This is a genomic window from Marinomonas primoryensis, from assembly GCF_013372285.1.
Classification (GTDB): domain Bacteria; phylum Pseudomonadota; class Gammaproteobacteria; order Pseudomonadales; family Marinomonadaceae; genus Marinomonas; species Marinomonas primoryensis.
Map to the genome: position 1 here is coordinate 3,090,776 of NZ_CP054301.1, position 19,618 is coordinate 3,110,393.

18 protein-coding genes are annotated in these 19,618 nt (G+C 43.9%); 8 read left to right on the forward strand and 10 right to left on the reverse strand.

The window, feature by feature from the left end; genetic code table 11:
* The first annotated feature begins 31 nt into the window (after nucleotides 1-31).
* The gene (sbmA, locus tag MP3633_RS14350) at nucleotides 32-1,324 is read left to right on the forward strand and encodes a peptide antibiotic transporter SbmA (RefSeq protein WP_176336051.1); all 1,293 of its coding nucleotides are present in this window, start codon (nucleotides 32-34) and stop codon (nucleotides 1,322-1,324) included.
* Between the two features lie 82 nt (nucleotides 1,325-1,406).
* Here the strand turns inward: sbmA and MP3633_RS14355 are convergent, their stop codons facing one another.
* The 3 genes from MP3633_RS14355 to MP3633_RS14365 form a co-directional block, all read right to left on the reverse strand.
* Nucleotides 1,407-1,616 (reverse strand): hypothetical protein, encoded by a 210-nt coding sequence (locus tag MP3633_RS14355; RefSeq protein ID WP_112140730.1) that lies wholly within the window; start codon nucleotides 1,614-1,616, stop codon nucleotides 1,407-1,409.
* A 136-nt stretch (nucleotides 1,617-1,752) separates the two neighbouring features.
* Nucleotides 1,753-4,689, reverse strand: coding sequence for a bifunctional [glutamate--ammonia ligase]-adenylyl-L-tyrosine phosphorylase/[glutamate--ammonia-ligase] adenylyltransferase (gene glnE / locus MP3633_RS14360; protein WP_176336052.1), 2,937 nt, complete (start codon nucleotides 4,687-4,689; stop codon nucleotides 1,753-1,755).
* Nucleotides 4,690-4,758: 69 nt separating this feature from the next.
* Entirely contained in the window at nucleotides 4,759-5,706 is a 948-nt protein-coding gene (locus tag MP3633_RS14365; RefSeq protein WP_176336053.1) for a CYTH domain-containing protein, read from the reverse strand.
* A gap of 123 nt (nucleotides 5,707-5,829) precedes the next feature.
* Between MP3633_RS14365 and argE the strand changes: the two genes are divergently transcribed.
* Nucleotides 5,830-7,014, forward strand: a complete 1,185-nt coding sequence (gene argE / locus MP3633_RS14370; protein WP_112140736.1) for an acetylornithine deacetylase — start codon at nucleotides 5,830-5,832, stop codon at nucleotides 7,012-7,014.
* Entirely contained in the window at nucleotides 6,995-8,317 is a 1,323-nt protein-coding gene (argA, locus tag MP3633_RS14375; protein WP_176336054.1) for an amino-acid N-acetyltransferase, read from the forward strand. The genes argE and argA overlap by 20 nt, the downstream gene beginning before the upstream one ends.
* 69 nt (nucleotides 8,318-8,386) lie before the next feature.
* Here argA and MP3633_RS14380 read toward each other — a convergent pair whose 3' ends face one another.
* The 5 genes from MP3633_RS14380 to rpoE form a co-directional block, all read right to left on the reverse strand.
* Entirely contained in the window at nucleotides 8,387-9,799 is a 1,413-nt protein-coding gene (locus MP3633_RS14380) for a DegQ family serine endoprotease (RefSeq protein WP_112140739.1), read from the reverse strand.
* Between the two features lie 61 nt (nucleotides 9,800-9,860).
* The gene (locus tag MP3633_RS14385; RefSeq protein ID WP_176336055.1) at nucleotides 9,861-10,328 is read right to left on the reverse strand and encodes a SoxR reducing system RseC family protein; all 468 of its coding nucleotides are present in this window, start codon (nucleotides 10,326-10,328) and stop codon (nucleotides 9,861-9,863) included.
* Nucleotides 10,321-11,292, reverse strand: coding sequence for a MucB/RseB C-terminal domain-containing protein (locus MP3633_RS14390; RefSeq protein WP_176336056.1), 972 nt, complete (start codon nucleotides 11,290-11,292; stop codon nucleotides 10,321-10,323). Before MP3633_RS14390 ends, MP3633_RS14385 begins: the two co-directional genes overlap by 8 nt.
* Nucleotides 11,293-11,295: 3 nt before the next feature.
* On the reverse strand, nucleotides 11,296-11,934 hold the full coding sequence (locus tag MP3633_RS14395) for a sigma-E factor negative regulatory protein (protein ID WP_176336057.1): 639 nt from the start codon (nucleotides 11,932-11,934) through the stop codon (nucleotides 11,296-11,298).
* A gap of 2 nt (nucleotides 11,935-11,936) precedes the next feature.
* Complete coding sequence (gene rpoE, locus MP3633_RS14400) at nucleotides 11,937-12,524, reverse strand: RNA polymerase sigma factor RpoE (RefSeq protein ID WP_112140746.1); 588 nt, start codon at nucleotides 12,522-12,524, stop codon at nucleotides 11,937-11,939.
* Between the two features lie 231 nt (nucleotides 12,525-12,755).
* Here rpoE and nadB point away from each other — a divergent pair, with 231 nt between their 5' ends.
* Complete coding sequence (nadB, locus tag MP3633_RS14405) at nucleotides 12,756-14,351, forward strand: L-aspartate oxidase (RefSeq protein WP_176336058.1); 1,596 nt, start codon at nucleotides 12,756-12,758, stop codon at nucleotides 14,349-14,351.
* Here nadB and MP3633_RS14410 read toward each other — a convergent pair.
* Both MP3633_RS14410 and MP3633_RS14415 read right to left on the reverse strand, forming a co-directional pair.
* Nucleotides 14,348-14,812: a hypothetical protein gene (locus MP3633_RS14410; protein ID WP_176336059.1), complete on the reverse strand. Its 465-nt coding sequence runs from the start codon at nucleotides 14,810-14,812 to the stop codon at nucleotides 14,348-14,350. The genes nadB and MP3633_RS14410 overlap by 4 nt on opposite strands.
* Entirely contained in the window at nucleotides 14,790-15,059 is a 270-nt protein-coding gene (locus MP3633_RS14415) for an FAD assembly factor SdhE (protein ID WP_112140752.1), read from the reverse strand. Before MP3633_RS14415 ends, MP3633_RS14410 begins: the two co-directional genes overlap by 23 nt.
* Before the next feature lie 326 nt (nucleotides 15,060-15,385).
* Between MP3633_RS14415 and MP3633_RS14420 the strand changes: the two genes are divergently transcribed.
* The 4 genes from MP3633_RS14420 (at nucleotide 15,386) to MP3633_RS14435 (ending at nucleotide 19,618) form a co-directional block, all read left to right on the forward strand.
* Nucleotides 15,386-16,705 (forward strand): ABC transporter substrate-binding protein, encoded by a 1,320-nt coding sequence (locus MP3633_RS14420; protein WP_112140754.1) that lies wholly within the window; start codon nucleotides 15,386-15,388, stop codon nucleotides 16,703-16,705.
* 98 nt (nucleotides 16,706-16,803) lie between these two features.
* Nucleotides 16,804-17,664, forward strand: a complete 861-nt coding sequence (locus MP3633_RS14425) for a carbohydrate ABC transporter permease (RefSeq protein WP_112140756.1) — start codon at nucleotides 16,804-16,806, stop codon at nucleotides 17,662-17,664.
* A gap of 10 nt (nucleotides 17,665-17,674) precedes the next feature.
* Nucleotides 17,675-18,505 carry a carbohydrate ABC transporter permease gene (locus tag MP3633_RS14430; RefSeq protein ID WP_112140758.1) on the forward strand — a complete coding sequence of 277 codons (831 nt, stop codon included), beginning with the start codon at nucleotides 17,675-17,677 and terminating at the stop codon, nucleotides 18,503-18,505.
* Between the two features lie 18 nt (nucleotides 18,506-18,523).
* A complete protein-coding gene (locus MP3633_RS14435; RefSeq protein WP_112140760.1) occupies nucleotides 18,524-19,618 on the forward strand; it encodes an ABC transporter ATP-binding protein in 1,095 nt (364 codons plus the stop codon).

Sequence of the window (19,618 nt, forward strand, 5' to 3'; positions counted from 1 at the left end):
AACCACTCAATTAATGTAGAGAAACTAAACTGTGTTTCAATCCTTCTTTCCAAACCCTAAGCTCTTCTTTCTCAGCTTTGTCTTATGGGCGCTAGCCTGTGTCCTTGGTTGGTATTTCATTGTCCAAGACTTTGGCGCCAGTTTAAGTTTAGGTTCACTATTCGGCATTTATTTTCCTGAAGCTTTAGCTGAAGGTGCGGATGCTGCCGCTCAAGCTGCTTTTCAAAGCGCACAAAAAACAGCATTAAATATTTGGCTATACCAGTACATGATACTTTGTTACCTCATTTTCGTCAGCGCTTGGATCGCTTACGGCGGACAAAAATGGGCTAAATGGTCGGTACTAGGGTCGGCGCTCATTGTCTTCATTACATGGTTTCAAGTGCAAGTAAGCGTCATGCTTAATGAGTGGTATGGCACCTTCTATGATCTCATTCAAAAGGCGTTAGCGGAGCCAAACAGTATTCCACTGTCGAGCTATTACGCTCAATTATCCACTGTAGCTGTCATCATCATGGTCGCAATCACAGTATCTGTTCTTAGTAATTTTTTCATCAGCCACTATGTTTTCCGCTGGCGCACAGCAATGACGAGCTATTACACATCAAAGTGGGATCAAGTTCGACACATAGAAGGTGCATCACAACGTATCCAAGAAGACACCATGCGATTCGCTTCAATTGTCGAAGGCTTAGGTGTCAGTCTACTAAGATCCGTCATGACTCTGATTGCCTTTCTCCCTATTTTGTGGGGGCTTTCTGGCTACGTAAAGGAACTTCCTCTGATTGGTGAAGTACCTCAAGCCTTGGTGTTTACCGCCATCGTTTGGTCAATTATCGGCACATTACTACTCGCATTAGCTGGTATAAAGCTGCCTGGATTAGAGTTTAAAAATCAGCGTGTCGAAGCCGCTTACCGAAAGGAATTAGTATACGGGGAAGATCATGTAGATCGTGCAACTCCCATCACTCTTGACGAGCTGTTTGCTAACGTGCGTAAAAACTACTTCCGCTTATACACTAATTATCTGTATTTCAATGTGGTTCGTTATGGCTATTTGAATGTTGGTCAATTCGTCCCTTTAATTGTATTAGCCCCATCCATTGTTGCTGGTGCCTTTACATTAGGTGTAATGCAACGAGTATTAAACGCCTTTAATCAGGTAGAGAACTCCTTTCAATACTTGATCAACTCTTGGACCACTATCGTAGAACTACTCTCCATTTACAAACGTTTAAAAGCCTTCGAATCAGTCATTGATAATGAGCCATTGCCAGATGAAGACAGCCGTTATATCGAGACGACCAACAAACACACTGACTAACGTTTAAAATATAAAAAAGCCCAGCAGAATAGGATTCTGCTGGGCTTTTTTTGTTACAAACTATGCGCAATAGTAACTTACATCAAACGTTAATATTGATATTTTGACCAAGATTATCCGTTGTTGTATGTGATCCGCTGCTCGCAGCCGGTGTCACATTTTTGGTTGCTTCTTCTAACAACGCAAGGTCCTGATCAGCTTTTTGTTGCTGAGCTACTTTCGCTAAGCTCGCACTGTAGGCTTCACTTGCATAATCCATTGCAGGACTACTCATACCATTGATACTAGGCATTTTTCCCCCTATTTATTCACTATCATGAACTTAACAATATAGTTTTCGAAAAATCGCTCAATGCCAAAAAGCATCAATTACATTAAGTATAGACGCACTTTGATCAATTTACGAACACCTTTTTTTACGCTTAGATCTACGTTTTGATATCATCAGTCATTACAAAGCGGTCCCAGTATTGGCTCACTAAGATCTGACTATCGACTAATGCATCGTCTTGAATCACGCGACCTTGCTGCTGCAAGCTCAATCGGTGCGTACGAGACCGATACAGAGTGTAATTATCGATCATTTTTTCTGCCTGATCCGCGTCGAGCAAACCGACAAAAGCAACAGCCTCTAATTGGCGAACATTATCTGAAAAGCGCATTAACTCTGGGTATTTGTATGACCACGCTAACACAAAGTATTGCACCATAAACTCAATATCTATGATGCCACCAGCGCCTTGCTTTAGATCGAAACCTTTTTCTTTACCGCCGGTATCAAGGTGAGCACGCATTTTTTCGCGCATTTTGATGACTTCAGCCTTTAATACTTTACGATCGCGAACCGAAGCAAGAATCGCCTTACGGCAATCTTCAAATTTAGCAAGCAAGTTGGGCTCGCCAGCCAAACCTCGCGCACGAGTCAGTGCTTGATGCTCCCAAACCCACGCTTCTTTTTGCTGATAATCCTTAAAAGCATCTAGACTGGACACCAACAAACCGGAGTTCCCAGAAGGCCGAAGACGCATGTCCACTTCATACAAACGACCAACTGCCGTAAAGCTGGTAATCATATGGATCAAACGCTGACCAAGACGTGTATAAAAAGTTAAATTATCGATACTACGATTGCCATCCGTACTACCTGACGCCTGCGCATCATGGATAAACACTAAATCCAAATCGGAATCATAACCCAATTCCCAACCACCTGACTTCCCATAGCCAATAATGGCCAATTGAGGAGTATGAGCGGCTTCTCCTTGACTCACTGGAAAGCCATGTTTTTTGGTCAAATAGTGCCAAGACTGTTGAAGTACTTGCTCTAATAATACTTCGGCCAACCAAGTTAAGTGATCACTCACTTTCATCACCGGCAATATCTCAGTGATGTCACACGCTGCAATACGTAAAATAATAGAACGTCGAAAACGGCGCATGGCGTCCATTTGCGCTTCTTCGTCGTCTTCCGGTAAACGCAATAGCATTTGCTGAAGTTCTTCCACCAGCATGCCTTTGTCTGGCGGAGAGAATAACGTATTGGCATCCAATAATTCGTCTAGTAAAGCGGGTGTTGTTGAAATTGCCTCAGTAAACCACACACTTTCCCGACATAAGCGAATAAGATGCATCAATGCGGTGTGGTTTTCACACAATAAAACTAGATACGCAGTGCGGCGCAGCACCGCTTCCAAAATAGGAAACACTCGCTCTAGCACTAAATCTGGATTCGCTTCCTCAGTCAGTTTAAACATGAGTGCGGCCAAGAAAACTGCTAGACGTTCTTGTCCTATCGGTTGCATAAAGACCACGTTACGCGAGCTAAGCAATTGAGTGATGCGCGTAATGCTCGCCTCTTTATCTTGCCAAGCAATCAATTCAATTGCGTCCAGTATTGCTTCTCTATCTTCTGGTCGCTTGATCAGCAGCCGCCATGTTTTCTGGCTGTCTACTTCTTCACTACTCTCTTCGCCATCATCAATTAATGCCACGAAAGAGCGATGCACGTTTTTACGCACTTCCCACAAACGCGTATCCAATTCCTGCCAAGAAGCAAAACCAACTATCAAGGCAATGCGTGTACGCGACATTTCATCTTTTGGTAATAACTGGGTTTGCTCATCGTTTACGGCTTGCAGAGCATGTTCCGTTCGTCGTAATAATAAATAGGCTTCACGTAATTCATCGACCTTTTGGGCAGATAAATAATCTTGCTTAACAAGATAAGGCAACACCTTCAATAGAGCCGGTGTCTGCAAGCCTTGATCTCGACCGCCATGCAATATCTGCAATGCTTGAGCGATAAACTCTACTTCACGAATCCCCCCTTCGCCCAGCTTAATATTATGTTCTATGTCTTTACGACGAACCTCTTTGGCGATCATCTGCTTAAGGTCACGTAGCGCGCCTATCGCTCCAAAGTCCAGGTACTTACGGTAGACAAAGGGCTTGCGCAAGGCTTCAAATTCACGAATATCCAACGCATTACCCGACATGACTCGCGCCTTGATCATGGCGTATCGCTCCCAGTCTCGGCCTTGATCTTGATAGTAATTTTCGAGTGAATCCATGTTCAACACTAAAGCGCCAGATTGACCGAAAGGCCGTAAACGCATGTCTACGCGAAAGACAAATCCATCGGCGGTCACTTGATCTAAATGCTGAATCAGTTTTTGACCTAATTTTGTGAAATATTCCTGATTGGACAGACTTTTTTTACCACCTTGCGTATCACCATGGTCTCGAAAAGCGAAGATCAAATCGATATCGGACGATAGGTTAAGCTCATTTCCTCCCAACTTTCCCATTCCAATCACAATCATCGACTGAGGAAGACCATTACAATCCAACGCCTGACCATACAAGGAAAGATACTGTTGCTCTGACCAACCTAGACTCGCATTAACACAAGCATCGGCTAATCCGCTCAAACGATGCGTCAGCTCGTGCAATGAAAGGCGTTGTTGAATATCTAAAGCAATCAGGCGAACCATCCACCACTGTCGATACAAACGCAGGCGCTTCACAAAACTGACTTCGTCCAGATGCTCTTGAGGTATATTTGGGCACGCTGCCGATTCATAAGAGAAAAGCGCCTCACCTGACATTAATGCCTCTTTAGACGGTCGCTCAGGCAAACGGTCCAGCACCAATACATCATCTAACCAATGCGGAAAACGCATGAATTGATGATGTAAATAATCACTTAACACCCACAATGGCTCTAATTGGGCAATTTGATCTTTATGTAGCCGATCAAGGCTTTGTCTTTGTCTGGCCTCTTGCACTTGCTCTAATAACAAAGAACGTTGCTTAGATTGTTCACAGAAAAGTGTGTAGTTTGGATTCAAATTCGGTGGTGTCAAAGAAGCCTTCCTTTACAAAAAAATATCTGCTTATTTTTCGAACAAAACTGTTTATTCAATACGAAAAAGCTAAAACGCCTGTCTATTTAACCATTGCCCAACCCGTAGCATCGCCAAACCAACGGATTTCATACCGGCTAACGACCCCAACAGCAATGACTCTTCTTCCAGTAAGCGCTGCTCTAATTCGTTATCTAAAGAATCGAGTATATGAGCCATTTCTCTTGGTAAACACACTTTCAACTGAGACATCGAATGACGCAATGGCTGCATCAGTGCCTCATCTTTCATGAAATACATCGCTTCCCAATACACTAGCCACATTTCAAACCAATACGCGGCTAATTCTATTTCATTCGTTGTATTGAGTGGCTTTTTAGGGAATTCGATTTGTCCATATTTCAATCGAACGCCCTTTTGAGCTTTTGAGACAATACTAACCTGCACTGGAACATGCTCGGCTAATTGCAAAGCAAAATCATACAACCCCACTTCACTACCGTCTTTTAACTCTAGTTCCAACTCACAAATCGAGTCCTCACCATAAGGCGACGTCACCAGCCCTTGGTCGCACACCACTTCCATCTTGGTTTCTGAAGCAACAATATTCCACACTTGTCGTTCAAAATCCGTTCGGTAAACCTCAATCAGCTTACTGCCCCATGACATATTTTGTAATGATTCTGGTAGTGGAACCTCTTTTAATAAGGATAAATCCAACTGATCATTAGGCAAAAACCACTCCCACTCCCCACGAGCATGCATACCAACACGACTACTCCCGCGGGTTTTTACTGTCTGGATAAATTGATCATTAACGGCACGAATACGCAGCGCCATTCCGGCTTGCATTAAACTCGCCTCTTCGGTATCAAAGTACGCGTTCATTAACGTCAGAGTTGGCTGACGGGATTGCCCATCCGTATCAGAAAGCCTACAAATCCCATCAAGAAAGTCACTTGCGGACTTGAGATACTCAGACTGAACCATTAACTTAAGTTCTAGCTCGGTAGCCATAATATAAAAACCTCAACAACCTTGCCGTTGAATAAACAACAAAGAAAAATAATGTGCGCAGAAGTGTACCAGATGCCTAGCTTACGGTAGTAATATTAGACAATAACTACAAGGAGCATCATTATGCCCGCACTTCCCTCTCTTATTAGTATGATGTCGCAACTTATTGCGTCGCCATCTATCAGTTGTAGTCAAGCACACTGGGATCAGTCAAATAAAGGCGTGATTCAATTGCTTGAAAGCTGGTTAAGCTCGCAAGGTTTCCAGTGTGAAATCATGCCATTGCCACACCAGCCTGATAAGTTCAACTTGATAGCCACACTCGGCAGTGGCGATGGTGGTTTGGTGCTTGCTGGGCATACCGATACGGTTCCCTATGATGAAGGCCGCTGGCAGTCTGACCCTTTTTCATTAGAAGAAAGAGACCAAAAACTGTATGGCCTTGGCAGCTGTGACATGAAAGGCTTTTTCGCTATTGTGTTAGATACGGTACAAGCAATGCAGCTTTCTAACCTCAAACAGCCGCTTATTATTTTGGCGACCGCTGACGAAGAAAGCTCAATGTCTGGTGCTCGCGCTCTAGTAGAACGAGGTTCGTTAAAGGCGAGATACGCCTTGATCGGCGAACCCACCTCATTAACACCCATTTATGCCCACAAAGGCATTATGATGGAACGCATCCAAATAACAGGGCAAGCGGGGCATTCTTCTAATCCCTCTTTAGGAAACAACGCATTGGATGCCATGCATGAGGTGATGTCTGAACTCATGATATTTCGTCAGCAGCTCAAAAAAGACTATCGCGACGCCAGTTTTGTCATCGATTACCCCACCATGAACTTCGGTTGCCTTCACGGCGGCGACAACCCCAACCGAATTTGCGGCCGTTGTGAACTGGAATTTGACTTAAGAGCGCTACCCGGCATGAGTAACCAAGCATTAATGGCGGAAATTGCTCAACTATTACCTCGTATAGAAGAAAAAACAGGCACGAAAATACAGTTAAATAGCTTATTTCCTGATGTTCCGTCTTTTTATACGCCGATCGAATCGGATATCATAAAAGCCTGTGAAGCCTTAACAAAACGTCAAGCCAGTACAGTGGCGTTTGCAACAGAAGGTTCTTTCCTAAACCAAATGGGAATGGAAACTTTAATACTAGGGCCAGGGTCTATTGACCAAGCTCACCAACCAAACGAATTCATGGCGTTGGATCAGATTCAACCTATGCAACAGGTAATACGCGGTTTAATCGAGCGCTTTTGCCTTCAACCTAATAAGCAAGAAAATGAGGAACAGCGTGCCTGAAGAACTTAATTATGTGGACTGGTTCCGCCATTCTTCCCCTTATATTAATGCCCATAGGGGGAAAACTTTTGTTATCTTGATACCGGGAGAGGCGGTTGAATGTGCTCATTTTTCAAGCATCATTCATGATCTCGCCTTATTGGATTCCTTAGGAATTCGTTTGGTCTTAGTTCAAGGTGCGCGTCCACAAATAAGCAGAATATTGTCAAACCGACACTTACCGAGCCGTGTAGAGGACGATTATCGAGTGACGCCACAAGATCAACTGTTGGACATTATCCAAGCTTCTGCCGCGGTGCGTGTTCAGCTTGAAGCTCAGTTGTCCATGGGGCTTTCAAATACGCCAATGGACGGCGCTCGATTAAAAGTCTGCAGCGGTAATTATGTCATCGCTAGGCCGTTAGGTGTGGTTGATGGCATCGATTATGGTCATACAGGAGAGGTGCGCCGCATCGATACTGAAGCGATTTTCCGCCTGCTGGAAGACGACAATATGGTGCTATTGCCGCACCTTGGTTTTTCACCGACCGGAGAAGTATTCAACTTAAAAAGCGAGGATGTCGCCATCCAAGCAGCGATTCAGCTTAAAGCTGATAAGTTGATTATCTACTCTGAAGAAGAAGGTGTGTTTAAAAGCAACGGCGAACTGTACTCTGAGCTGTTAACAAAAGACGCCGACGTCATTTTGAAAGAAAAATCATTGCCAAGTATTACCCACGCGGCATTAGACGCCTGCGTTCAAGCTGTTCGCAAAGGCGTGCCCAGAGCGCATTTGATTTCTTATAATGAGAATGGTGGTTTACTGAGAGAGCTCTTCACTCGAGAAGGCTCAGGCACCATGATAGACGAAGACAGCTATGAGCAATTACGTGCTGCGCATATCGATGACGTCGGCGGCATGATGGCCTTGTTAACGCCACTGGAAGAAAAAGGAGTATTAGTAAGGCGATCTCGTGAACTACTAGAAAATGAAGTTGATCGTTTTATTGTTATCGAACGCGATGGCGCCATTGTCGCTTGCGCAGCCCTTTATCCATTTGAGCAAGAGTACTCAGGAGAACTGGCGTGCTTGGCGGTGTCGCCCGATTATAGAGGATCAAACCGTGGAGAGCGCTTACTAAAAGGCATTGAACAAGCCGCAAAATACCAGAAGCTCAATACACTTTTCTTGTTAACCACTCGAACAGCTCATTGGTTTATTGAACGTGGCTTTAGCGAAACAACACTGGCAAGCTTACCAACACAAAAACAAGCACTGTACAATTATCAACGTAATTCTAAAATTTTCTCAAAAGCACTTTAGTCTTTACGCGCTTTAACAAGGCAATAAAAAAGCGACCAAATGGTCGCTTTTTTGCATTTCACCTAGTCGTTATTCCACAATTTTGAATGGAATAAACATGGGATAACCTTGTCGAATAACACGCATTGGTACAGACCGATCATTCGGAATTGCCTTAGCAATTTCAGTGAAAGCAGCGACACCATCAATACGTTTACCGTTCAACATGGTAATCACATCACCTTGCTGAAGGCCATTACGTGCCGCTGTGCCACCCATAACCTGCTCAATAATGACACCACTTTCAATATCAAACTTCTTGGCCATATCTGCAGGAACCTCCCCTACAATCATACCAAGGCGGTTCTGATCTTGTTGAGATTGAGCCAGTGCTTTCGGATCATTTGGTCTAGCCTCTAACGTGACAGAGATAGTTTGCTCTTTCCCATCTCGATACACTTTCGCATCGACTTTTTCGCCCGCTTTCATCTGCCCCACAACATAAGGTAATTCTGCAGAGTGCTCGATTTTTTTACCATTAAATACCATGATAATATCGCCAGACTTCAAACCAGATTTTTCGGCTGGAGAGTCCGGTAGCACTCGGCTAATTAACGCGCCGCTTGGTCGATCTAAACCAAAAGATTCAGCCAACTCATTGTTCACATCCTGAATCAGTACGCCCAACCAAGCTCGAGACACTTTACCGTCTTGTTTTAGCTGATCAACAACAGACATCACAACATTAGAAGGGATCGCAAAAGACACACCCATAAAGCCACCAGAACGGGTGTAGATTTGTGAGTTAATCCCCACTACTTCACCATCCAAGTTAAACAAAGGTCCACCAGAATTACCTGGATTAATGGCGACATCAGTTTGGATAAAAGGCACATAGCTGTCAGATGGCAAGTTTCGACCCGTTGCACTGACTATTCCCGCAGTAACGGTGTAATCAAAGCCAAACGGTGAACCAATGGCCAACACCCACTGACCGGGTTTAAGCTTGTCTGAATCGCCCATTTTTACGATAGGCAAATTCTCTGCATCAATTTTTAGCAACGCCAGATCCGTTCTAGGGTCCGTTCCCACTAATTTAGCAATATACTCACGGCGATCGTTTAGGCGTACATGAATAACATCCGCCTCATCAATCACATGATTATTCGTCAGCACATAGCCATCTTGGGAAATAATAAAACCAGATCCCAATGAACTACGCGGTCCCTGCTGCTGAGGTGGTGCTTGCTGACCAAAAGGCTGTTGGCCAAAGAAGTGCTTAAAGAATTCGTTGAGTTCTTCGCTATTAGGTCCTAATTGCTGACCCCCTTCATTAGCCGTTTTTGTGGTAACAGTTTGTTCCGTACTGATATTCACAACAGCGGGAGAGGCCTCTTCCACTAACTCTGTAAAGTCAGGGAGTGAAGCCGCGTGAGAAAGCATAGACGTCAGCATAAAAGTACTGACAAAAACCACACTAACGTGTTTAAGCAATCTGTTCATTGATTGGTCTCCTTAAGACGTACCAAATTCATTACAGTGCCAGGTGAAGACAATTAGACGCTTACGGTGTAAATACCAACGGTATTTGATCATCCTTAAGCGATTCAATTCGTAAAATTTTTGGGTAGTAATCAAGATTGTTAATTTCTTGTTTTGACTTATTTCTTGCTAGTAATAACCCACCAGCGAAACCAATAATAGAAAAAATAACAGCAATGCCTGATTCGCCACCCCAGACCGAAGGTAAAACAGCACCGCCAATCAAACCAAGTAGAGGTATTAGATACATCCAAACAGACGCTTGTAGCAAGGTATCCTCCGGGATACCGACCACTACACTCTGCCCCACTTCCACAGCCAACGGGTCAATCGCACGCATTCGCATTCGATTAGAAGAAGACACTTGTGCTATCGCATGATGACCACATCCATGGCGGGCACGACAAGAAGTACAGCTGCTGGTACGAATAGTTTCGACGTCAGCAAAACCGTCCTCGATCGACAACACTCTTCCGGTTTCTTCAATCATGATCTGCCCTTGGCATAAACACATTCATCAATTTTTCTATGGTCACATCTGGCACTTCGCCTACCATGGTTAACAGATACAACTGATCTTTAACTTTAATACTGCGCTCTCCAGCCATTGTCGCCCCCATACTTAAGATAGACAGTGCTTTTGGCTTCATGATTGGCTCAACAAAAACAGACACGGTCGTCATGCCATCGGATAAAAGAAGCATGCTGGTACCGTGATTCAAAGCACGGGCTTCTGGCCAAACAAGTGAAAAACCTTCCGGTAACCAGTCAAACCGCCAAAGATTTTTTATGCGCCTTGGCTGAACTTCCAATACTGGCTCAGAGTAACTACCCTTTTTTGGGACAAAATCGTCATGTTTCAAGTCTGGGGTAAAATTCACCGACGTAAATTGAATTCTTTCCAGTAACTGCCCATCCATTTTCATCATGTCATGCTTTAGAAGAAAGTGGTTTTCTTTGTCTAGCCAGAATTGATGACCATATCGATACTGATCTTTTGGGACCAATTTTACGGTAACCACATTACGACCAGCAATTCGACTAACATCCGTCCCTACGATCATCTCATAGCCTTTAATTAGACGATTGCTTTCGACATTTTTGAAGCGCTTAAACGGCGGTACCCGTGGCGTACGCAAATTGGCAACATGAGCATTCGGATAGACACAAATGATTTTGTCATCAATGCGCAAGACTTCCACTTTATCACCGTCTAGATCCACCAAGCTTTCATATTCAATCTCACCCGTCACATCATGGCGGATACGCATGCTGTTCATGTTCATGGCTTCAGAATGAACAAATATACCCTCGTAACTCAGTGCACTAAATGACTGAGTCATACTTCTCAACATCTGCAATGCATCCGGGGCCGCTGTACTTGCCATCCCCACGCTTGAGACAACAAGGCATAATGCTATGAAAATAATACGCAATTGAAAAAACACTCTCATAAATTACTCTTGTATGGGGTAACTAACGACGCGAGCCATAGGTATCATTCCTTGACCTACCGTCATCGCCGCCTGCTCAGCGTGTTGTCTAAGGTAATTCTGGAGTCTAACGTTATCCACCAGCAACGACTCTTTATTCAACTCTGATAATGGCGTTATAACCAAATTATTGGCAGGTGAGCGGACTTCAGCAATTAAATTAGGCGATATAGTGTCTGTTTTTAACAACGTATTACCACCAAAAACAATCACAAAAGTAACGCTCGCCGCGATCGCGGCACCCGACAGCATAACCTGCCAAACAGGTCGGGATACGTTGTTTTTTATCGGTAGAACAAAAGGAATAGGGGCATTGCCCAATCCTACCTTTTGTTCTTCTGTGTAAGAATCGTCGTTATCAATTTCCACTCGAATACGAGAGACCAAACTGTTTTGAAGGCCAACAGCGACATCGGAATCTTTATGAAGTGTCTGCTGTATTAAATGCCAACTTTCTAACTGACGACTCAGCGCCGTATGATCGCCTTTAACTAGACGCTCAATATCTTGCTCCGACGCTTCACCATCAAACATAGCCGACAGGCTAGAAAGTATTTCTGGGGGACTATCGTTTTCAGGGAAACGGTCATTGAAATCTTTCATGGCTACTCTCCTCCATCCAACAACGGACGTATGTGTTTTTCTACCGCCTCACGAGCACGAAAAATTCGTGAGCGAACCGTCCCAACTGGGCATTCCATGATCAACGAAATATCTTCGTAACTCAGACCATCAAACTCTCGTAAGGTTAACGCGCTACGCAACTCTTCTGGCAAATGTTGAATGGCATAATTAATCGCGGCTTCAAGACGATCACTGTTTAACCTTGCTTCAGGCGTGTCTATATCCGCTAAGGCTTCATACATACTGAAGACCTCCTCATTATCCAGCTCAACATCGGATTCTGGAGGACGACGAGAACGACTCACAAGGTAGTTTTTGGCCGTATTAACAGCAATTCGATACAACCAAGTATAAAAGGCACTTTCCCCTCGAAAACTGCCTATCGCTCGATACGCTTTAATAAAGCTTTCTTGAGCGACATCCAGTACTTCACTTCTATCTTGTACATAACGTCCAATTAAACCGATGACCTTGTATTGATATTTGACAACTAACAGATCAAACGCCCGCTTGTCGCCCTGCTGTACTTTCTCAACTAACGCCTGATCGGAAGACGTTTCGTGCGGCATAGGCACCTCATACTAAAACCTTATTCATCTGCGCCCTTGCTTATTACAAGAGAAGACAACAATTAATCAAACGAGTTCCCATCTTGTTATGACCAAACTAGGATTTAGAGCAATAGAACCGCCCTAAATCATGAAGTATGGCGAATATTCAAAATACGACCTCAGAAAGTATTCACTATTTATTGCCAACAATAGTAACATTAATTTTTTAGTCATAATTAGATCAATACAATGAGTCGACACTATAAACACGACATCGTCATTATTGGCGCAGGGGCCGCAGGCCTAACGCTTGCTCTTGAGCTCGCGGATCATCATCGCGTGGCCATTTTGACAAAGGCAGATATCCGAGAAGGGTCAACCTTGTATGCTCAAGGTGGTGTCGCCGCTGTATTGTCTGATAAAGACACTATTGAATCTCATATTAATGACACCATCGACGCTGGCGTTGAGCTTGGCGATCCAGACGCCATACGCTTTACCGTTGAGCATTCAAAAGAAAGTATTGATTGGCTTATCGATCAAGGTGTTCCATTCACTCGTTATGGTGAAAGCGAGGAATACCATCTAACCAAAGAAGGCGGACATAGCCACAGACGTATTATTCACAGTGCCGATGCCACAGGACTGGCTATTTCCAAGACTCTCATCAAAAACGCCACCAATCACCCAAATATCGATTTTTATCCTAATCGAGTCGCCATCGATGTGGTGACAACTAAAAAACTAGGCATCGCAGGCCCAAATCGCGCAGTAGGCGTTTACGCACTCAACCTAGACGACGATGTTATCGAGGTCTTTCACGGTCACTTTGTTTCGCTCGCTTGCGGCGGCAGCAGTAAAGTTTACCTTTATACGAGTAATCCAGACACAGCGTCAGGCGACGGTATTGCCATGGCATGGCGTGCAGGTTGTCGAGTGGCCAATATGGAATTTAATCAGTTCCATCCGACTTGCCTTTATGACGCAAAAGCCAAGACCTTTTTAATCTCTGAAGCCGTTCGTGGCGAAGGTGGCAAACTATTGCTGCCTGATGGCACTCGCTTTATGAGTAAGTTTGATAAAAGAGAAGAGCTCGCACCACGGGACATCGTTGCACGAGCGATCGATCATGAAATGAAACGCCTTGGCGTTCACCACGTTCTACTGGATATTTCTCATAAAGATCCAGAATTTATTAAAGAACATTTCCCAACCATTTATAAACGCTGCCTGGAATATGGTCACGACATGACCAAAGGACCAATACCTGTTGTGCCGGCTGCGCATTACACCTGCGGTGGCGTGGTCGTCAACCGACACAGTGCAACCGACATTGAAAACCTTTATGCCATCGGTGAAACCGCTTATACAGGACTTCATGGCGCCAACCGCCTAGCAAGCAACTCGCTACTGGAATGTATTGTTTTTGCACGCTCCGCCGCTCATCACATTTCTGAAAACCGCTTGTCCGCAAGTGACATTATGATTCCTGATTGGGATGAAAGTAAGGTAACAAATTCAGATGAAGACGTGGTTATCACCCATAACTGGCAAGAGCTACGACGCTTTATGTGGGATTACGTGGGCATTGTCAGAACCGACAAACGACTGCTTAGAGCGAAACATCGAGTCGATTTATTACTGTCTGAAATCCAAGAATTTTATGCTAATTACAAAATCTCAAATGACTTATTAGAACTACGTAACTTAGCCATGGTGGCAGATTTAATAATACGCTCGGCCATGTCTCGAAAAGAAAGCCGCGGCCTGCATTTCACGCTAGATTATCCGAACAAGCAGACCACTAGTTCACCAACAATATTAACGCCTCAAAATACAGACTAGGTCGCCTGCCGCCTATCCATCCGCTTTTTAAACGCCTCGCTGCGGCGCAACAAAATTTGTTGTGCTGCGAAAGAACGTAGTATTCGATATTGCACTTTTGTCACACTATCGCGGTAAATCACTCGATAAACAGGCCAAAATCGATCCGAAAAAAACTGAGACCGATCCACTTTAGCGATCAACTGAACATCATTTGATCGTATAAAAAGCAACCTTTTACAACGTCCACGCTCAAGCAAAAATACACCTTGCTCATCGATCCCAATTTGATGAGACGACTGGCGCACAACTCGAAACAAAAATAGCACGCCAAATAAACCGGCAAGAATATAAAATAAAGCACGCCAAAAAACAGGCATCCAATAGAGATGAAATAGAGCGGCATAAACTGAGGCAATGACAAACCACAACGCGATGCCGATCCATGAACATTTAAGCTCAGTAGCTTTTAGGCTGAACACGAGTCACTATAATATTGACAATACGAGCAAGGTCCGAATCTTCTGGCTTTTCTTTTTGCATAAACCAAGGGAAAAGCTCTTGGTCTTCACATTCAATCAGCTTATGAAAACGCTGCTTATCTTCCTCTTCAAGCGTCAAATAGACTTCATCAAGAAACGGTTCTAGAAGGATATCCAGCTCCAACATACCACGACGGCATTGCCATTTCAGACGCTTAAAGCTCAATGAATCCGATGTTTCACTCATGTCGTTACCTTTTGAATAGAATCTCATCATTATAGCCATCTAAATAAAAGAAACGAAAACAGCTTAAGACAATTTACTGATATTTGTCACATAAATCCTTATTAGACAAAGACATACCGCTCGGGGAATAGAAATAAAGAAGTATTATATTGACTCATTATTCATCAAGAATAGGAAAATGGAACAGAATAGTACTAGTATTAGCTATTTACGTATTAACGCGTCAATTATGACATGGCCTATATTAATATTGTTCCTTGATAAAAAATTATCTGGAAATTAGGTACTACTATAAAAACAAAGAAACTCCAACACGGGGAAAACCTATGAAACGCTTTACCAAAAAAACCCTAGCGTACGCAGTATCTATTACTGCAGCTATGTCAGCCGCTAGCACCTTCGCAGAAACTCAAATCACCGTAGCCACCGTTAATAACGGCCACATGATCGAAATGCAAAAATTCACACCAGAATTTGAAAAAGCCAACCCAGGAATTAAAGTAAAATGGGTGACTATGGAAGAAGGTGTATTACGCCAGAACGTCACTCAAGACATTGCTAATAAAAGTGGTCTTTATGATGTAATGACAATCGGTATGTACGAAGCGCCTATCTGGGGCGAGCGTGGTTGGTTGCAACCGGTAGACACTAGCGGTAGTTACGATGCTAAAGACATTCTGCCATCTATCCGTGGCGGTTTATCTTACGAAGGCACTATGTACGCAGCACCATTCTACGGCGAAAGCTCAATGGTTATGTATCGTAAAGACCTTGTAAAGGCCGCTGGAATGGAAATCAATGACCGTGATAGCTGGGAACACATTCGTGATGTAGCCGCTGCCGTCAATGATCCAAGTAAAGGCATTTACGGTATTTGCTTACGTGGTAAAGCTGGCTGGGGCGACAACATGGCATTTATGACAGCCATGGCTAACTCCTTTGGTGCGCGTTGGTTCGATGAAAATTGGAAGCCTCAACTAGAAACAAAAGAATGGAAAGAAGCGGTTACTTTCTATGTTGATTTGCTAACGAAATACGGCCCTCCAGGTTCAAGCAGCAACAGCTTCAACGAAAGCTTAGCCTTGTTCAATGAAGGCAAATGCGGCATGTGGATTGATGCCACGATCGCTGCGTCTTTCGTAACGGATCCTAAGCAAAGCAAAGTCGCTGATCAAGTTGGTTTCGCTCAATCCCCTATCGCTGTAACAGAAAAAGGCGCGAACTGGCTTTGGGCATGGTCACTTGGCATTCCAGCCGCAACGAAAAACGCCGATGCGGCACAGAAATTTGTTCGTTGGGCAACGTCTAAAGAGTATATCCAGCTTGTTGGTAAAACGAACGGCTGGGCTGCAGTACCTACAGGTACACGAGCAAGTACTTATGCTAACCCTAAGTTCCAAAAAGCGGCCGTTTTTGCTGAAGCAGAGCTAAAAGCAATTAATTCTGCTGATCCGACAGATAGCACACTAAAACCATCTCCATATGTTGGTGTTCAGTTTGCTGCTATTCCTGAGTTCCAAGCAATTGGGACAACGGCTGGTCAAATGATTTCAGGCGCCCTCGCTGGATCTATGACTGTAGATGAAGCTTTGAAAATAGCTAATAAAGCAGCAGATCGTCAAATGCGTCAAGCGGGTTATTACTAGCCTCAACTGACAGAGAAATAGGGCTTACGCCCTATTTCTTATTTCTAATTCTCCCCCTCTAAGGAGAATATCCCTGCTTATAATAAGAGACACATAACATGAAGCGCTCAATCACTCGCTTATTAATGGCGCCGTCAGTCATCCTACTGTTGGTTTGGATGGTCATACCTTTGTCCATGACCATTTACTTTTCCACCATACGCTACAACTTATTGTACCCAGGTCGGAATAACTTCGTCGGTTTGCAGAACTTTGAGTTCTTTATCACCGATCCTGGTTTTATTCCTGCGGTAGCCAATACATTGATACTGCTACTGTCAGTACTCATCATCACCGTTGTATTAGGCGTCATATTATCCGCCTTGATTGATAAACCTTTCTTCGGACAGGGCATCGTGCGTGTATTGTTAATTTCTCCTTTCTTTATCATGCCAACGGTTAATGCCTTAATCTGGAAAAACATGATGATGAATCCGGTTTACGGCATTTTTGCTTGGATATCACAGTCATTGGGGTTTGAACCTATCGACTGGCTATCTTCGTACCCTCTAATGTCCGTTATTATCATGGTGAGCTGGCAATGGCTTCCCTTTGCTATTCTGGTTTTTGTGACAGCGCTACAGTCCCAAGACACCGAACAGAAAGAAGCGGCTCAAATGGATGGCGCAACAGGCTTGCACATATTCCGATACCTAACTATCCCACACCTAGCACGCCCTATTGCGGTTGTGATCATGATAGAAACTATTTTTCTACTGGCCGTTTTTGCCGAGATTTTTGTTTCTACTGGCGGTGGCCCAGGATATGACAGCACAAACTTAGCCTACTTAATTTATAACCAAGCCCTTCTTCAATATGACGTTGGTGTGGCTTCTGCTGGTGGTTTGTTTGCAGTATTGCTTGCCAATATCGTCGCCTTTTTCTTAATTCGTGCCGTTGGCAAAAACCTAACGGTGTGAGGTAAATACGATGACTCTTAATCAACAACGTAAACTCAAAACCATTATGACTGGCCTATTAGCATGGACGGTTGCACTGGTGTTATTTTTCCCCATCTTTTGGATGTTTATCACCTCGTTCAAAACAGAGTTACAGGCAATTTCAATCCCGCCTAAACTGTTTTTTGAACCCACGCTGGATAACTTCAGAATTGTTCAGGAACGAAGTGACTATATTCATCATGCATGGAATTCCGTCGTCACCTCCTTTGGTGCGACGATTCTTGCACTGATAATCGCCATTCCAGCGGCTTACTCGATGGCATTTTTTCCAGGCAAACGTACTAAAGACATTTTGCTATGGATGCTTTCAACCAAAATGCTTCCAGCGGTTGGTGTATTAGTCCCTATTTACATTCTATGCAGAGATTATGGATTACTCGATTCTCGTCTTGCTTTGATCATTATTTTTACATTAATGAACTTGCCTATTGTGGTATGGATGCTTTTTTCCTACTTCAAAGATTTACCAAAAGAAATTCTAGAAGCCGCAAGAATGGACGGAGCTACACCTTGGGACGAAGTTGTTAAAGTGGTTTTACCGCTTTCTGTTGGCGCCATTTCATCAACAGCACTTTTGTCTATCGTTCTTTGTTGGAACGAAGCATTTTGGTCACTTAATTTAACCGCGTCGGAAGCCGCACCGCTAACCGCAATGATTGCTTCGTACTCAAGCCCTGAAGGCTTATTTTGGGCAAAACTGTCTGCTGCATCGACATTAGCGTGTGCTCCAATCGTCATTTTTGGTTGGTTCTGTCAAAAACAATTGGTTCAAGGCCTTACATTCGGCGCCGTAAAATAATTATTAGGAAGCGTTCACATGACATATTTAAAGATTACAGATTTACAAAAACATTACGACAGCTACCACGCACTTCGAGGTATCAATCTATCCATTACCGAAGGTGAATTCGTGGTCTTTGTTGGGCCATCTGGTTGTGGTAAATCGACTCTATTGCGTACTATCGCAGGTCTTGAATCCAGTAATGGCGGAAGTATTGAACTAGACGGCCGAGACATTACCGAACTGGCTTCTTCAAAACGTGATTTGGCAATGGTGTTCCAATCCTACGCGCTATACCCACACATGACGGTGGCGGATAACCTGTCGTTTGCGCTTCGCCTTGCGAAAATACCAAATAATGAAATTCAAGAAAAAGTACGTTCTGTTTCTGCCTCGTTGCAGCTTGATCCACTACTTGAACGTAAGCCAAAAGAATTGTCAGGCGGACAACGCCAACGTGTGGCGATTGGTCGTGCCATAGTTCGTCAACCAAAAGTATTCTTATTTGACGAACCACTGTCCAACTTAGACGCTGCGCTTAGGGTTCAAATGCGCTTGGAGCTTGCTCGTCTTCACAAAAAACTGGGCACGACTATGGTTTATGTAACCCATGACCAAGTAGAAGCCATGACGCTAGCGGATCGTGTAGTTATCTTAAATGCAGGTCAAATAGAACAAGTCGGCACGCCGCTTGAACTTTATCGCAAGCCAAACAGCCGTTTTGTTGCCGAGTTCATTGGCACTCCAAAAATGAACCTGATACCTGCTGATAAAATCACGCATAAAGAAAATGAATTAGTCTTTGACCTATTTGGCCACACCATCCACTTCCCTGCGAATCGCATAAAAGGCGCACAGCCTGATTTCGCTATTGTGGGTATTCGCCCTGAGCATTTGAGCTTGGTAGCAGAAGGCGGAGACCTGACTGGTCGGATTGAATTAGTTGAGCACTTAGGCTCAGAAGCTTATGCCCACATTCAATTGCTTAACGATCAGACCATTATTGTGAAAACCGGTGCACGCACCGAACTTAAAGACGGCCAAGAAGTTAGCATCAAAGTGGATGTACAGGAGATCATTCTGTTCAACGATAAAGATCAAGTGATTTCTGTGATTCCAGAGGAAGCGTAA

Coding starts and splice junctions, on each gene's coding strand:
- MP3633_RS14355 (WP_112140730.1), bottom strand. CDS start 1,616: ATGCCTAGTATCAATGGTATGAGTAGTCCTGCAATGGATTATGCAAGT.
- MP3633_RS14365 (WP_176336053.1), bottom strand. CDS start 5,706: ATGGCTACCGAGCTAGAACTTAAGTTAATGGTTCAGTCTGAGTATCTC.
- argE (WP_112140736.1), top strand. CDS start 5,830: ATGCCCGCACTTCCCTCTCTTATTAGTATGATGTCGCAACTTATTGCG.
- argA (WP_176336054.1), top strand. CDS start 6,995: ATGAGGAACAGCGTGCCTGAAGAACTTAATTATGTGGACTGGTTCCGC.
- MP3633_RS14380 (WP_112140739.1), bottom strand. CDS start 9,799: ATGAACAGATTGCTTAAACACGTTAGTGTGGTTTTTGTCAGTACTTTT.
- MP3633_RS14385 (WP_176336055.1), bottom strand. CDS start 10,328: ATGATTGAAGAAACCGGAAGAGTGTTGTCGATCGAGGACGGTTTTGCT.
- MP3633_RS14390 (WP_176336056.1), bottom strand. CDS start 11,292: ATGAGAGTGTTTTTTCAATTGCGTATTATTTTCATAGCATTATGCCTT.
- MP3633_RS14395 (WP_176336057.1), bottom strand. CDS start 11,934: ATGAAAGATTTCAATGACCGTTTCCCTGAAAACGATAGTCCCCCAGAA.
- rpoE (WP_112140746.1), bottom strand. CDS start 12,524: ATGCCGCACGAAACGTCTTCCGATCAGGCGTTAGTTGAGAAAGTACAG.
- nadB (WP_176336058.1), top strand. CDS start 12,756: ATGAGTCGACACTATAAACACGACATCGTCATTATTGGCGCAGGGGCC.
- MP3633_RS14415 (WP_112140752.1), bottom strand. CDS start 15,059: ATGAGTGAAACATCGGATTCATTGAGCTTTAAGCGTCTGAAATGGCAA.
- MP3633_RS14420 (WP_112140754.1), top strand. CDS start 15,386: ATGAAACGCTTTACCAAAAAAACCCTAGCGTACGCAGTATCTATTACT.
- MP3633_RS14425 (WP_112140756.1), top strand. CDS start 16,804: ATGAAGCGCTCAATCACTCGCTTATTAATGGCGCCGTCAGTCATCCTA.
- MP3633_RS14430 (WP_112140758.1), top strand. CDS start 17,675: ATGACTCTTAATCAACAACGTAAACTCAAAACCATTATGACTGGCCTA.
- MP3633_RS14435 (WP_112140760.1), top strand. CDS start 18,524: ATGACATATTTAAAGATTACAGATTTACAAAAACATTACGACAGCTAC.